This window comes from Pseudomonas sp. UBA5666 (assembly GCF_002420785.1).
GTDB lineage: Bacteria > Pseudomonadota > Gammaproteobacteria > Pseudomonadales > Pseudomonadaceae > Aquipseudomonas > Aquipseudomonas fulva.
This window is the reverse complement of record NZ_DIIQ01000035.1, coordinates 37,230-50,371: the sequence shown is the minus strand read 5'-3', so window position 1 is coordinate 50,371 and position 13,142 is coordinate 37,230. Positions and strand designations below refer to the sequence as shown.

Annotated in this window: 22 protein-coding genes; 20 read left to right on the top strand and 2 right to left on the bottom strand. The window is 60.9% G+C overall.

The features are described from left to right. The first annotated feature begins 108 nt into the window (after positions 1-108). Complete coding sequence (locus B2Y33_RS15270) at positions 109-618, top strand: acyloxyacyl hydrolase (RefSeq protein ID WP_132578465.1); 510 nt, start codon at positions 109-111, stop codon at positions 616-618. A gap of 44 nt (positions 619-662) precedes the next feature. Here the strand turns inward: B2Y33_RS15270 and B2Y33_RS15265 are convergent, their stop codons facing one another. Further along, entirely contained in the window at positions 663-890 is a 228-nt protein-coding gene (locus B2Y33_RS15265) for a hypothetical protein (protein WP_201870882.1), read from the bottom strand. Further along, positions 887-1,120, bottom strand: a complete 234-nt coding sequence (locus B2Y33_RS15260; RefSeq protein ID WP_132578461.1) for a DUF6555 family protein — start codon at positions 1,118-1,120, stop codon at positions 887-889. The genes B2Y33_RS15265 and B2Y33_RS15260 overlap by 4 nt, the downstream gene beginning before the upstream one ends. A 235-nt stretch (positions 1,121-1,355) precedes the next feature. Here B2Y33_RS15260 and B2Y33_RS15255 point away from each other — a divergent pair, with 235 nt between their 5' ends. The 19 genes from B2Y33_RS15255 to B2Y33_RS15165 all read left to right on the top strand — a co-directional run bounded on the left by B2Y33_RS15255 (position 1,356) and on the right by B2Y33_RS15165 (position 13,060). Next, complete coding sequence (locus tag B2Y33_RS15255; protein WP_027916422.1) at positions 1,356-1,682, top strand: hypothetical protein; 327 nt, start codon at positions 1,356-1,358, stop codon at positions 1,680-1,682. Further along, a complete protein-coding gene (locus B2Y33_RS15250; protein ID WP_206405333.1) occupies positions 1,679-1,990 on the top strand; it encodes a hypothetical protein in 312 nt (103 codons plus the stop codon). Before B2Y33_RS15255 ends, B2Y33_RS15250 begins: the two co-directional genes overlap by 4 nt. Positions 1,991-2,038: 48 nt before the next feature. Next, positions 2,039-2,230 (top strand): hypothetical protein, encoded by a 192-nt coding sequence (locus tag B2Y33_RS15245; protein WP_206405332.1) that lies wholly within the window; start codon positions 2,039-2,041, stop codon positions 2,228-2,230. After that, complete coding sequence (locus B2Y33_RS15240; protein ID WP_206405331.1) at positions 2,227-2,472, top strand: hypothetical protein; 246 nt, start codon at positions 2,227-2,229, stop codon at positions 2,470-2,472. Before B2Y33_RS15245 ends, B2Y33_RS15240 begins: the two co-directional genes overlap by 4 nt. A gap of 38 nt (positions 2,473-2,510) precedes the next feature. Continuing rightward, the gene (locus B2Y33_RS15235; protein WP_206405330.1) at positions 2,511-2,978 is read left to right on the top strand and encodes a hypothetical protein; all 468 of its coding nucleotides are present in this window, start codon (positions 2,511-2,513) and stop codon (positions 2,976-2,978) included. A 17-nt stretch (positions 2,979-2,995) separates the two neighbouring features. Then, positions 2,996-3,595: a hypothetical protein gene (locus B2Y33_RS15230; protein WP_206405329.1), complete on the top strand. Its 600-nt coding sequence runs from the start codon at positions 2,996-2,998 to the stop codon at positions 3,593-3,595. A 3-nt stretch (positions 3,596-3,598) separates the two neighbouring features. Further along, on the top strand, positions 3,599-5,089 hold the full coding sequence (locus B2Y33_RS15225; protein ID WP_206405328.1) for a terminase: 1,491 nt from the start codon (positions 3,599-3,601) through the stop codon (positions 5,087-5,089). Then, positions 5,089-6,549, top strand: a complete 1,461-nt coding sequence (locus B2Y33_RS15220; protein WP_206405327.1) for a DUF4055 domain-containing protein — start codon at positions 5,089-5,091, stop codon at positions 6,547-6,549. The genes B2Y33_RS15225 and B2Y33_RS15220 overlap by 1 nt, the downstream gene beginning before the upstream one ends. Next, positions 6,467-7,561 (top strand): minor capsid protein, encoded by a 1,095-nt coding sequence (locus tag B2Y33_RS15215; protein ID WP_241194882.1) that lies wholly within the window; start codon positions 6,467-6,469, stop codon positions 7,559-7,561. Before B2Y33_RS15220 ends, B2Y33_RS15215 begins: the two co-directional genes overlap by 83 nt. Positions 7,562-7,673: 112 nt before the next feature. Then, entirely contained in the window at positions 7,674-8,447 is a 774-nt protein-coding gene (locus B2Y33_RS15210; RefSeq protein WP_132578449.1) for a hypothetical protein, read from the top strand. A gap of 3 nt (positions 8,448-8,450) precedes the next feature. Beyond that, a complete protein-coding gene (locus B2Y33_RS15205) occupies positions 8,451-9,428 on the top strand; it encodes a major capsid protein (RefSeq protein WP_132578447.1) in 978 nt (325 codons plus the stop codon). 46 nt (positions 9,429-9,474) lie between these two features. Next, complete coding sequence (locus tag B2Y33_RS15200) at positions 9,475-9,780, top strand: HeH/LEM domain-containing protein (protein WP_132578445.1); 306 nt, start codon at positions 9,475-9,477, stop codon at positions 9,778-9,780. Positions 9,781-9,783: 3 nt separating this feature from the next. After that, entirely contained in the window at positions 9,784-10,161 is a 378-nt protein-coding gene (locus B2Y33_RS15195) for a hypothetical protein (protein WP_132578443.1), read from the top strand. 3 nt (positions 10,162-10,164) lie between these two features. After that, on the top strand, positions 10,165-10,557 hold the full coding sequence (locus tag B2Y33_RS15190) for a hypothetical protein (RefSeq protein WP_132578441.1): 393 nt from the start codon (positions 10,165-10,167) through the stop codon (positions 10,555-10,557). A 1-nt stretch (position 10,558) separates the two neighbouring features. Continuing rightward, complete coding sequence (locus B2Y33_RS15185) at positions 10,559-11,233, top strand: hypothetical protein (RefSeq protein WP_132578439.1); 675 nt, start codon at positions 10,559-10,561, stop codon at positions 11,231-11,233. Next, positions 11,230-11,658 (top strand): phage tail terminator-like protein, encoded by a 429-nt coding sequence (locus B2Y33_RS15180; RefSeq protein ID WP_206405325.1) that lies wholly within the window; start codon positions 11,230-11,232, stop codon positions 11,656-11,658. The genes B2Y33_RS15185 and B2Y33_RS15180 overlap by 4 nt, the downstream gene beginning before the upstream one ends. Positions 11,659-11,696: 38 nt before the next feature. Next, entirely contained in the window at positions 11,697-12,356 is a 660-nt protein-coding gene (locus B2Y33_RS15175; RefSeq protein WP_059183913.1) for a phage tail protein, read from the top strand. 9 nt (positions 12,357-12,365) lie between these two features. Continuing rightward, entirely contained in the window at positions 12,366-12,749 is a 384-nt protein-coding gene (locus B2Y33_RS15170; protein ID WP_206405324.1) for a phage tail assembly chaperone, read from the top strand. Further along, the gene (locus B2Y33_RS15165; RefSeq protein WP_376743992.1) at positions 12,746-13,060 is read left to right on the top strand and encodes a DUF1799 domain-containing protein; all 315 of its coding nucleotides are present in this window, start codon (positions 12,746-12,748) and stop codon (positions 13,058-13,060) included. The genes B2Y33_RS15170 and B2Y33_RS15165 overlap by 4 nt, the downstream gene beginning before the upstream one ends. Positions 13,061-13,142: the final 82 nt, after the last annotated feature.

Below are 13,142 nucleotides of genomic sequence, written 5' to 3'. Positions count from 1 at the left end.
CCATTACCGATTTTGCTGAACTCCATTTTTTTCAGGACACATGGAACGAATTGATGGCATTCTGATTCTGATAGCTTGCTAAGAAAAACCCATCAGGATTCCGTGATCATGAAAAAAATCATCGCTGCTGCGGTGTTGTCCCTTTTGGCCACCGGTACACAGGCTGCTGACCTGTCTGGCGCAATCGGTGCGACTAGTCAGGGCGGTTTGACCGCTCGCGCAGCTGTAGGCTTTGACTGGGACAAGAGCTGGTTTGAAACTAGCACCGGTCGGTTAACCGGCTACTGGGATGCTGGCTACACCTATTGGGAAGCAGGAGATGCTTCTGGCGGGGCCCACTCGTTGTCCTTTGCACCTGTATTCGTTTATGAATTTGGTAGCGGTGAAGTGAAGCCGTTCATCGAAGCGGGCATTGGGCTCGCAGTGTTCTCCGGTACGTCCGCAGGGGATCAGGATTTCGGCTCGGCTTTCAACTTCGAAGACCGCATTGGCGCAGGCCTGAAGATTGGCGAAACGCAAAAGGTCGGTATCCGGGCAATTCACTACTCCAACGCTGGCATCAAACAACCGAACGACGGCATTGAATCGTACTCGCTTTTCTATAGCCACCGGATTTGATTGGTCGATCTCGTTTCGTCCGCCATGCGCGGACGTTACGGGTTTTAGGCATAGAGTGTTATGCGCACATCGGAAATGCCCAAATCTGCAACCGCCATGGCCAGTTCTTCCTGAGCGACAGGGAGCGGCACGCGCATTGCCGTCACGGGATCTCTATGAGCATGCAGCCGCAGAAGTACAGCAAGAGCGTCACTCTGGCGCAATGACGTCGGCGAATCGCAAACCCAAAATCGGGCACGTCCTTTAAGGTTGTAGTCGATTTTATATTTCATGCGATGCCCGATTTTTTCCAATGAACATCGGTAATGCCATAGCGCTCAGCCAACGGCCGCGAGATTTTTTTTAAGTCCGCCGCCCTGAACTTTGGGATTACGCTCACGCCTCCATCACAGGCGGCCCAATGCCAGGCTTCCGCGTTATCCATTTTTTCTGAACGGATGATAAAGCTGCGCGCTTCACCATGAAGCCGATATTCAATGAGGAATAGCGATTGGTTGAGCATTTCCCAGATCCGGTTAGAGGCCAGCCCGGCCATCGATTCTTTTAGCGCTTAGGTGAAGGTAAGGCAAGGGCAATCGCCCGATGCTGACTATCTATGCGCTCTACGTCATAGTTTGGAGAAAAAATGGACCCAACCGACCTCGGCCCAGGCATAGCTTGGCTGAGCGGTGCGGCAACTCAACGTCGCCGACGGCTACCTGTCTGGCCTTCACTTCATTCGCATTGAGAGGTTGAGCATGGAGTTTTTTCACCGCCTGCTCGACAAACTCGACTGGGCAATAGCGGGCTTATTGGGGGCCTTGGTTGCCACCCGCTGGCACAAAGACGACCTCACAGACCGCAAGGCCTGGATTCTTTTCCTGCTCACTGGTATGGCTTGTGCCCACTACCTTACGGGGATGGTCAGCGCGTACTTTGGCATCGTCGAACCGCGCAGTGTTGCGGGTGTAGGGTTCCTGCTGGGCACCTTCGGCGGCTCGCTCATTGCCGCCGTCACCCGTGCCATCAAGGCCGCTGATCTCTGGTCTGTCATCAGGTCCAAGTTCGGAGGGCCAAACGGATGATTCTCGAATACGTCAATGCCCTGGCTGCCGGCGTGATCGCCCTATGGGCATCCTGGGCAGTTCTGAGCGGGAAAGTGCGAGATGGGGTCATCGGCAAGATCCTCTACTCGATCATCGCCCTGAGCGGCTACGCCATCCTGGCCAGGTCGGATCGTATGTTTTTCACCCCGAACACTGCCGGTGTCACGATGCACGTCGCCTTGGCCTTGGCCGGTATCCGTCACATGTTCGTCATCACCTACTGGCCACGGGTTAAGCGCTGGATCTGCCGGCGCTTGGACTGCGACGTTTGCAAGCGGTCGAGCTGATCCGCGCCACAAAATCGACATGCGCCGTTTCGTGGCGCGGGAGTATCCATGAGCAACGTGACTCGAATCCGACACGCGCTGCCGGTGAGCCAGGACATCGCTGCTGCGGTAGCAGATCTTGACGCTGCCTTGGCGAAAGCCATCGAGGCTGCGAAGGATGCGGGGCTTCCGCAGGGCCTGCTGGTTGGCCTGCTGCATGGTCACGCCCATGCCGAGACGCACAAAATGGTGATCGAATGAAGGTGGTCGAGTTCCAGCGCGAGAACTGGCGGGATGCTGCCAAAACGCTGCGGAAGATCGCCGATCAGTTGGATAGCGGAGAGCTACCCGTTTGCAGCATCGGCGTCATGGCTATGCGCGACTCATCTGGCCAGGTTGAATTGTTCGCCTTCGGTCCGGTGGCAGACGACCTGCGGTCCTTGGCAATGTTTCGTCTCGCTGAGCAGAAGCTGATCGACGTGCTGCTAGACCCTGGTCCGTGATGGCATACTGACCCTTCGACACATCGGAGGGATGATACATGGAGTTAATCGATATTTACGGCGACACGGACCGCGAGCATTTGCTTACATATTTGGTAGAGGATCGTCAGGACATCGCCAAATATGCATCCAAGCTGATCGCCAGGCTGAGTAAAGTATGCGCAGCGCAGTCAGTCAGTCAGCGATGGGGAGTAATTTTCTCGGTCAGCGATGATGGGACTTCAGTAGCAATAGGCTCCCCATTCGGTGATGCATGGGCCGACCTCAAACTTGGTATTGAGGGTAATCAGCTTCTGGGGTTTTGGGATATCCGCAAGAAAACTGTGGACGTTCATGGTGAAGAGCGGTCGAGTTTTGTATCCACCATACGCTTCACTAAAGATGGGATGTACCTGCTTGGTAGCTCCGGTGAGAGCGCGTTGAGCGTTCATCAGCAGGGTTTTGGAGAGGACACAACGGCCTACAAAATCATGTTGTCCATTCTTTACGCTATTGGAGCCCGCTGAGGTTACGAGTTCAGATAATGACAAGTAAGCAACCCGACTGGGAGGCGATCGAACGAGCCTTCCGGGCCGGGGCGCTTTCCATCCGCACCATCGCTGACCGTAACGGGGTAAGCGACACCGCGATCAGGAAGAAGGCCAAGGCCTTGGGCTGGGAGCGGGACCTTTCCGAGCAAGTCCGCAAAGAGGTTCGCAACAAGCTGGTTCGCGGCGAGGTTCGCGAAGGCCAATGCGCGAACCCCGAGCACGACGCCGAGATCATCGAAGAGGCGGCAGAAGAGGGCGCGACGGTTGTTCGCAGCCACCGCCGCGACATTCGCAAAGCCGCGAACCTTGCGAACCTTCTGATGGATGACTTGCTCACCACCATCAAACGGCGTGAGGACATCGAAGACGAAATCGAGCGCGAGACCGCCGATGATGAGAGCGGCTTCCGCCGTAGCTCGATGCTCGCCGCCGTGGCATTGCCCAGTAATGCCAAGACTCTTTTCCAACTATCCTCTGCCATGAAGAACCTGCAAGTGCTCGAGCGTACTGCATTCGGCCTGGACGACAAGGAGCAGTCGAAAGACGCCGACGAGCTCTCGCAACTGATGGATGAACTATCGAAGGAAGCCTGACCCATGAAGCCCGAGCACATGAAGCTGCTGCGGGATCGATTCTGGCGCCTGAACAACCTGTACTTCATTACGGACAAGCAGGGCAAGAAGGTCCGCTTCCGCATGACGCAGGAGCAGATCGGCTACTTCCAGGGGATGCACACCCGCAACATCATCCTCAAGGCGCGGCAGCTGGGGTTCACCACCCTGGTCTGCATCGTCCAACTCGACGGCGCGCTGTTCGAGGCTGCCAAGTGCGCCCTGATCGCGCACACCCTGAATGACGCCAAGCGCCTGTTCCGCGAGAAGATCAAGTATGCGTATGACCACCTTCCCAAGGAGATACGGGCGGCCAACCCCGCGCGCAATGACGCTGCGGGCGAGCTGGTGTTCAGCAAGGGCGGTTCACTCTACGTGTCGACATCCTTCCGGGGCGGCACGCTGCGTTACCTGCACGTTTCCGAGTTCGGGAAGATCTGCGCCAAGTTCCCGCACAAGGCGCGGGAGATCGTCACCGGTGCGTTCGAGGCTGTTGCCGCTGAGTGCTTCGTTACCATCGAATCTACGGCAGAAGGCAGGGCGGGCTACTTCTTCGACTACAGCCAGTCTGCCGAGAAGCAGCAGCTGGCCGGTGTGCCTCTGGGCCTGCTCGACTGGAAATTCTTCTTCTTCAGCTGGTGGCGCAACCCGCTGTACTGGCTGGACCCGACCGGCGTAGTCATCCCCGACCGCCTAACCAAGTATTTCGACGACCTGAACGTCAAGCACGGCATCGCCACCAACCCAGGCCAGCGCGCTTGGTACAGCGCCAAGGAAAAGACCCTCGGCGACGACATGAAGCGCGAGTACCCTTCGATCCCTGCCGAAGCATTCCAGCAGACGATCGAAGGCGCGTACTACGCCAAGCAGTTCACCAAGCTCTACGCCGCCCAGCGCATCGGCACGCTGCCTGACAACAGCCACCTGCCGGTGCATACCTTCTGGGACATTGGCGTGGGCGACTCGACTGCGATCTGGTTCGTGCGGATCGTGGGCGAAGAATTCCACGTTATCGACTTCTACCAGAATAGCGGCGAAGGCCTGCGGCACTACATGAAGGTGCTCAAGGATAGAGGCTACGCCTACGGCGAGCACTGGGGGCCGCACGACATCGACAACAGGGAATTTGGTAGCGATGGCAAGACTCGACGAGAACTCGCGCGTGAGGGCTACGAGATCGACGGCCAGAAGTACAGCCTGACATTCAAGGTCGTCCCGAAGCTGGGAGTTGACGAGGGTATCGAGCAAGTGCGCGAAGTTCTGGCGAATTGCGCCTTCGACCAATCTAAGTGCGAAGAGGGCATCACCGCCCTGGAGAGCTACCGCAAGGAGTGGGACGACAAGCGTGGTTGCTGGAAAGACAAGCCCCTGCATGACTGGTCATCCCACCCGGCAGACGGATTTCGCTATTTCGCCGTTGCCATGGCGCGACGTAAACGCACAGGCGGCAGTCGCCGCATCGGAGGTTTGGCGTAATGCCTGTTCAATCCACCAACCCAGAGTACGACGCTCACATCGAAGAGTGGCGGATGATGGACGATGCTCTGGAAGGCGAGTGCGCCATCAAGGGCAGTCCACGTAACCTGCCCAAGCCCAGCGGCATGGTCGAGGCTGAAAAGCTGGATGGCCAGGGCAATGCCTATCTCTATCAAAATTACACGGCGCGGGCACAGTACGAACACTGGGTGCGCGATTCGCTGCGCTCGATGATGGGTCTGGTCTCCCGGCTCATTCCTGAGGTGAAGCTGCCCAGCGGACTCAAGGGCGTGGAAGAGAACGCCACCGCTGACGGGTTCGGCCTGACTCAACTCTTCCTGCGCATCGTTCGGCAGACCATCTCCCACGGGCGTGTGCCGCTTGTGGTCAACGTGGACGACCAGGGCCAGCCTTACTTTGCAACCTACGCTGCTCGGAACGGCATTAACTGGGATACCGCCGATCAAGGCGGGCGCCAGGATCTGGTGCTGGCCGTATTCCGCGAGTTCCGCAAGAAGGCGGAGGACCGCTACAGCCATGAGTGCCAGACGGTTTACCGTGAGTTCTTCATGCAGGGTCAAGTCTGCTACACGGCTGTGCGCAACGAAGCAGGCGAGCTCATCGATGATGAGCGCCCCCTTGGCACTGTTGGTGCCGGCAACCAATTGGTGCGCGGCCTCGAGTACATCCCGGTCATCTACTGCGGATCGACCGACAATTCACCGGACGTGGACGAGATCCCGCTGCTGACGATGGCCAGGGCCGCGCTGAAGTCCTACCAGCTCAGCGCCGACTACTTCACCGCGCTGCACCAGACCAGCCACCCGCAGCCGTGGGTGTCGGGCCTGGACGAGAGCGTCGAGCTGAGCGTGACCGGGCCGTCTGCAGCCTGGGATCTCGGACCCAAGGGTCAGTGCGGCTATCTGGAGTTCCAAGGGGCAGGTGTTGAGGCTGTCCGAACGGCCATGTCTGACCAGAAGAGCGCAGCCCTAGAGGCTGGCGCCAAGGTCATGGACGTGTCCGGTACCGAGTCGGGAGAGGCACGCAAGACGCGCCAGAACGACCAGCATGCCACGCTGCACAGCATCGTCATCACCGCAGCGGCAGCCATTGAGCAGGCCTTGCGGTACGCCGCCGAGTGGACTGGCTACAACCCGGACGACGTGGTCTTCACGGTCAAGCCGGAGTTCGTCATACCTGAGGTCAACGCCCAGGTGCTGGCTGAGCTGCAGAAGAGCGTCATGGCCGGCACGATCAGCGCCGAGACCTACTGGCAGTACCTCACCACCGGCAAGCTGCCCGAGCGGGCCTACGACGAAGAGGCCGGGCTGATCAGCGACGAGCGTGAGTCGGCCGGCATCAATCTGGACAAAGACGATGGCGACGAAACCGACGCAAACGGCGGACGAGATGCTGCTGGAGCAGGTCAGTCGGCACGCGGTGCTGCTGGAGCGGCTTAAAGCGGGTGAGGCCAAGAAGTTCGAGACGGTCCTGCGCCAGGTGGATACCCAAGTGCGGGACCAGCTGACCCGTAAGGAGCTCACGACCTACAGCCGAACCCGGCTTGAGGAGTTCCTGGGTCGAGTTGGCGGCAAGCTGCTGGGCATCTACCAAGCGTTTGGCGATCGCATGCAGGCAGACTTGGTGGACATCGCGCTCTACTTGGCCGCCTTCGAGAGCCGCAGCTTGTCCAAGGCGCTGCTCATTGACGCCATCATGCCGACGGACTCGCTCATTCGGGCGGCGATCAACACCCAGCCGCTGCAGGTGGCAGGCATCGACGGCGGCACCCTGCTCAAGCCCTTCCTCAAGGGCTGGACGCGAAACGAGTCGACCCGGGTCACCAACGCCATACGGCTCGGCGTGGTGCAGGGCCAGACGAATGCGCAGATCACCCAAGCTATACGCGGCACGGCCGCACAGAACTTCACCGATGGCGTGCTGGCGGTCAGTAACCGCAACGCCAGGTCGGTTGTGCACACCGCCGTGCAGCACGTGTCCGCGACGGCACGCATGGAGACGCTCGCCGCTAACGCCGAACTCGTTCCGGGCTACCGCATCGTGGCCACCCTCGACCGGAAGACCAGCCAGCAGTGCAAGAGCCTGGACGGGCGTGAGTTCGAGATAGGGAAGGGGCCGGTGCCGCCGTTCCACATCAACTGCCGCACGACCATCACGCCCATCACCAAGCTGTCAGCAGCGTTCGCGAAGGGCGCCACGCGCGCGTCTGTGGGCGCATCTGGGGGCGCGCAGGTCTCCGCCAGCCTCAGCTACTACCAGTGGCTGAAAACGCAGCCACCGGCGTTCCAGGACGCTGCGCTGGGACCGGTGCGCGCAAAGCTGTTCCGCGATGGCGGGCTTACTGCGGAGCGGTTCGCCTCGCTGCAGTTGGACAAGAACTTCAAGCCACTGACGCTCGATCAGCTCAAGGAGCTGGAGCCGTTGGCGTTCGAGAGGGCCGGTCTTAACTGACCCGCGCCACAAAACAACTAGCCACGATTTCGTGGCGCGAACTACGGCCTCGCATTGCGGGGCCTTTTTCTGCCCGCCAGGCGGGCCTACTCAGTCCCCAGGGGATAGCCACATGCCTTTTGACTTCGACCCGGCCGCCCACGGCCTGACCCTCGACGAAACCCAAACTGCCGCGCTGAAGGCAGCGCTCGGCGGCGAGGTACAGAAATTCCTGGACGGGGAGGTCTCGGGCCTCAAGTCCAAGAATCGGGAGTTGATCGACTCCAATAAGACCATCAAGACCGAACTGGACGGCCTCAAGGGCAAGTTCGAAGGCCTGGACATCGAAGCCGTCAAAGGCCTGCTGGCCAAGGCCGGCCAAGACGAAGAAACCAAGCTGATTGCCGAGGGCAAGCTGGACGAGGTCATCAGCCGCCGCACTGAGCGCCTGCGCACCGATCTGGACAAGCAGGTCAAGGCTGCCAACGAGCGTGCCGACAAGGCCGAGGCCTTTGCTGCCAAGTACAGCGACAAGGTACTGGCTGACTCCATCCGCGCTGCCGCCATCAAGGCTGGCGCGCTGCCCGAGGCTGCCGAGGACATCATCCTCCGCGCCCGCGGCACCTTCAAATTGAGCGAAGACGGCGAGCCCGTTGCCACCGACCGTGCCGGCGAAGTCGTGTACGGGAAGGACGGCAAGACCCCGCTGTCTCCCCTCGAATGGGCGGAATCGCTGCGCGAAACCGCTACCCACCTGTGGCCAAGGGCTCAGGGTGCCGGACAGACCGGCGACAACGGTGGCAAGGCCACGAAGAAATGGGGCGAGTACACCGAAGCCGAGCGCGCCGCGCTGGCCAGGGACAACCCCGATGCGTTCAAAAAACTCCAAGCCACCCAAGGAACCTAATCCATGGCCACGACCCAGCTGTCGGACATCTTCGTCCGCGATTACTACGGCGCGCTGGCGCCGGTGAACACCCCCGAAAAAACCGCCGTCTTCGAATCGGGCATCGTGACCCGCTCGCCGACGCTGGACAACATCGCCAACAACGGCCAAGGCACCTCCGAGATCAGCTACTGGCAGGACCTCGATGCCGACGAGGCGCCGAACATCTCGAACGACAACCCGGATGACCTGGGCGAGGTCGGCAAGGCCGAGCAAGGCAGCATGCGCGCGCGCACGCTGTACCTCAACAAGGGCTACGGTGTCGCTGACCTCACGGCCGAACTGGCCAATAGCGAGCCGATGCAGCACATCCGCAACCGCTTCGGCACGTACTGGACCCGTCAGTGGCAGCGCTACCTGCTCGGTGCTGCACGAGGCATCATCGCCTCGAACATCGCCAACAACGGTGGTGACATGGTCAAGGACGCTGGTGCCAGCATCAGCGCCTCCGCGTTCCAGGATGCAGCCTTCACCGCAGGCGACGCGGCCGATATGTTCGGCGCGATCGGCGTGCACTCGGTCGTCATGAACCAGATGGTCAAGCAGGACCTGATCGAGTACCTGCGCGACTCCACTGGCAAGATCATCCTGGCTACATACCTCGGCAAGCCGGTATTCATGGACGACAGCCTGACCTACGCGTCCGGCCAGTTCCTGTCGGTCTTCTTCGGTCAAGGCGCATTCGGCTACGGCGAAGGCACCCCTCACACCCCCGTCGAGATGCAACGCAAGCCTGACGGCGGTAACGGTGGTGGCGCCGAGGTTCTGTGGGAGCGCAAGACCTTCATCCTGCAGCCTGCCGGTTTCAGCTGGAAGGGCAGCAACAACCTGAACCTGAGCCCGAATGCCACCCAGTACGCCAGCGCCGCGAACTGGGAGCGAGTATTCGACCGCAAGCAGGTACCGTTCGCAGCAGTCATCAGCGGCACTGCCACCCCTTGACCCGCCAAGCGGGGCGCTGACCTAGCGCCCTGCGCAGGAGACCACCATGAAAGTCATCTACACCGACAAGCCCGGCCGTGAGCGCGGCGTTTGTTACCGACTCCTAAGCCAGTTCTTCGGAGTCATCGACGGAGCAACTCAGGTTGTTATCGAGGGTGACGCACCCGAGATCGTCGAGGCCTACGAGGCGGCCGGCATCAAGGTTGGCGAGCAATCCGGGGGCGACCAGTCTGAAACCGACCCGCACAAGATGAACGCCGCCGAACTGAAGGAGTGGCTCACCTCCAAGGGTATCGAGTTCGACGCCAGCGCGAAGAAGCCCGACCTGCAAGCCCTGATCCCGCAGGAGTAAGCGATGACCGACTTCATCACCGTTGCTGACGTCGATGCAAAGCTCGGCCAGGGCTGGGCAGGTGCCGGTGATGCGGTCCTTGCCGTGGCCATGGCCAACGCCTGGCTCACGGCCAAGATCAAGCGCGCGGTGCCTGAGGTGGTGCCGGACGCCATCAAGTCCGCCGGTGCGCAGGTGGCCAAGCTGGCCGCAGCAGGCAAGCTCTACAAAGACACCCAGCGCGAAGTGCAGAGCAAGACTGTGTCGGCCCAAGCTGGCACCTCGACCAGCAAGACCTACGTTGCGGGGTCTGTTGATCGCTCGACCGGTGAGAACTTCGCCCTCGACCTCATCGCGCCCTGGACCCGCCGCGCCGGCACCGTGATGCTCAAGAGGATCTGACCCATGGGCATGCGCGAAGAACTGCAGGCCGATTTGGCGGAAGCGTTCGATGATCCAGACGGCCTTGCCGACGCGGTGAAGCCCGTTGCCGGCAGTCGCACGGTCAAGGGCGGATATGACCCCGAGATCGGCGGCACCGTACCGGCCTCGACCATCCATTACATCGGGCGCGGCGTGTTCGGCAGCTACCTGGCCAAGGAGATCGACGGCTCACGTATCCAGACCCAGGATGTGAAGCTCCTGGTGCTGCAGAACGAATTGTTCGAAGGGCAAGCCGATGCCGTGACAGCCACCCCGGCCGTACCGAAGATCGGTGACCTGATCAGCGGGTTTCGGGCGCTCAACGTCTCCGAAGACCCAGCCAAGGCTACCTGGACCGTCCAACTGAGGAAGTGACATGCCCCGCGGATCACACATGACCCAGCGCTATGGCGGGCTTGAGGGTGGGTTCGCCGAGAGCATCCGCGCTTTCGCCGAGCAGGCCCAGGAAGCGCTGGACGCCACCTTCCGCGAGATCGTGATCGAGATTGGCAGCAGCGTAATCCGCATGTCTCCGGTGGGTAACCCGGAGATCTGGGCGGCCAACCTGGCGCACCGAGAAGCCCGCAATGCCGAGGCTGACCGCTATGACGCCAAGGTCGCAGCGCGCAATGAGGCCATCAACCAGAATCCGAGCAACTTCACCAACTCGGGCAAACTCAGGCGGGGCGTGCGTTACGCCAAGCCGCTTACCAAGACCGAGCGTGACCAGAACTTTTACGTCAATGGTCTGGTATCCGGCCAGGGCTACGTCGGTGGCCGCTTCCGGGGTAACTGGCAGTTCTCCATCGACTCGCCTGCTACTGAAGAGCTTGACCGTATCGACCCATCCGGCAGCGAGACGATTGCTGCGCTGCTGAGCCAGGTGCAGGCGCTGACCATCGGCCAGACGGCCTACATCGTGAACAATCTGGCCTACGCGGTTCCGCTGGAATACGGGCATTCAACCCAGGCCCCGGCCGGCATGGTCAGGGTCACCCTGGCTAACTTCCAGCGCATTGTCGACGAGGCCATCAGGAATAACAGCATATGAGCCATGCGCGAGCCCGTCAGGCCATCGAGATCAATCTGATGGCCTGGGCGATGGCGCGCCCGATTCGGGTCGCCAACTTCGAAGAGGGATTCGAGGCCGGGTCCGGCGAGACCTACCTTCGAGCCTACTTACTGCCGGCCAGCACCACCTGCCGATACCTGGGCGGCGACGCCTACGAATACACCGGCGTCTACCAGATCAGCATCGTTTGCCCGGCAGGCCAGCCCCTGGGCGTTGCCGAATCACTGGTCGACGAGCTGAGCAGCCTGTTCCGGGTTGATACAGAGCTAAGCCGCAGCGGCTTCGAAGGCCTGCTCACCGAGCCACTGGAGCAGGGCCCAACCATTACCGAGTCGGCGACCTATACGGTCCCGACCAGCTTCACCTACCGCGGCGTCGCGGACCAATCGCCCGTAGGGGCATAACCATCCGCCACCTGGCGAAACTTCAAGAGGAAATACCCATGGCCGCACGCTTCCCGCTGCCGAACGGCTCTGTGCTGGAAATCGCCAGCGTACTCGCCGCTGCCGTTGCCTTCACCGCTCTGACCAACGCTGCACCTCCAGTCGCCACCGCCGCAGGGCATAACATCAAGAACGGCGACGTCCTGGTCGTCAGTTCTGGCTGGTCGCTTATCAACGACCGCGCGGTCCGCGCTGCCAGTGTTGCCGCTGACAAATTCTCAATGGCTGGCCTGAATACCACCAACGCCGACAAGTACACCGCCGGCGCAGGTGTCGGGTCTGTGATCCCTGTGACCAACTGGGCTCAGATCTCGAAGGTGACCGCCTTCACCTCTTCCGGCGGCGAGCAGCAGTACCTCACCGTCGGGTACCTGGAGGACGATGACGATCGCCAGTTCCCCACCAACCGCAACCCCATCACCTTGTCGATCACTGTCGAAGATCAGCCAGCCGCTGCCTACGTGGGCCTGGTTGAAGCCTACGGCGATAGCAAAGAGCTGACGGTCGTCCGCCTCAAGCTGCCCAACGGCGACCAGATCCTCTATCCGGGCTACGTGAGCATCACCACAACCCCGACCATGGAGCGCAACAACCTGATGACCCGAACCATCAGCATCGCGCTCTCGGGTCGTCCGGTTCGCTACCTGGCTGCTGCCTAAGGAAACCTCATGGCGAAGATCAAAATCGCGCAGAACCCGACGTTTACCGCCGAGGTGCAGGTGCCTCGAATCGGTGGAGATCCAGTGCCAGTGGAATTCGAGTTCCGCTACATGGACCGGGTGACGCTGGCCGGCATGTTTGACCGCTGGAACAAAGCGCGCGACGCCTGGGCGGAGAAGGCCAAGGCCGACAACGCTACCTGGGAAGAGGTGACCGCCGGTGAGATCGCTCTGCAGGCTGAGCAACTGGGCGAAATCGTCACCGGGTGGGACCTGGAGGATAAGTTCAGCCAGAAAGCGATCCTCGAGTTGGTCCGTACCTGTACGGGGGCGCCAAAGGCCGTCATCGACGCCTTCCAGGCTGCCTACAGCCCGGCCCGATTGGGAAACTGAGGGCGGCGGCCCGGGCCTGCTACGAGCGTGGGCCCTCCGCCGAGCAACTGGCGGCGCTGGGGCTGACACTGGATGACATCGAGGAGGAGGAGGTGGAGGTCTGGCCAGATGCATGGCCAGCCTTCCGCCTGTTCGATGCCCTTGGCACCCAGTGGCGGGTGGCTTCTGGCGCCCCGTCTGGCCTGGACTACACCGCCATACCTGCAACTGCCGCGATGCTCGGCATCAAGCGCCGCGACCTCACCGACATTTTTCCCGATCTCCGCGTCATGGAGGTGGAGGCGCTCTCGGTGATGCATGATGCCCATTGAGCGTTTACTCCGCTGGTCGAATGATTGGGTGGCAATTTGACGTCGCTACTTGACTGCTGCAATATCGCGCCCCACTTTGATT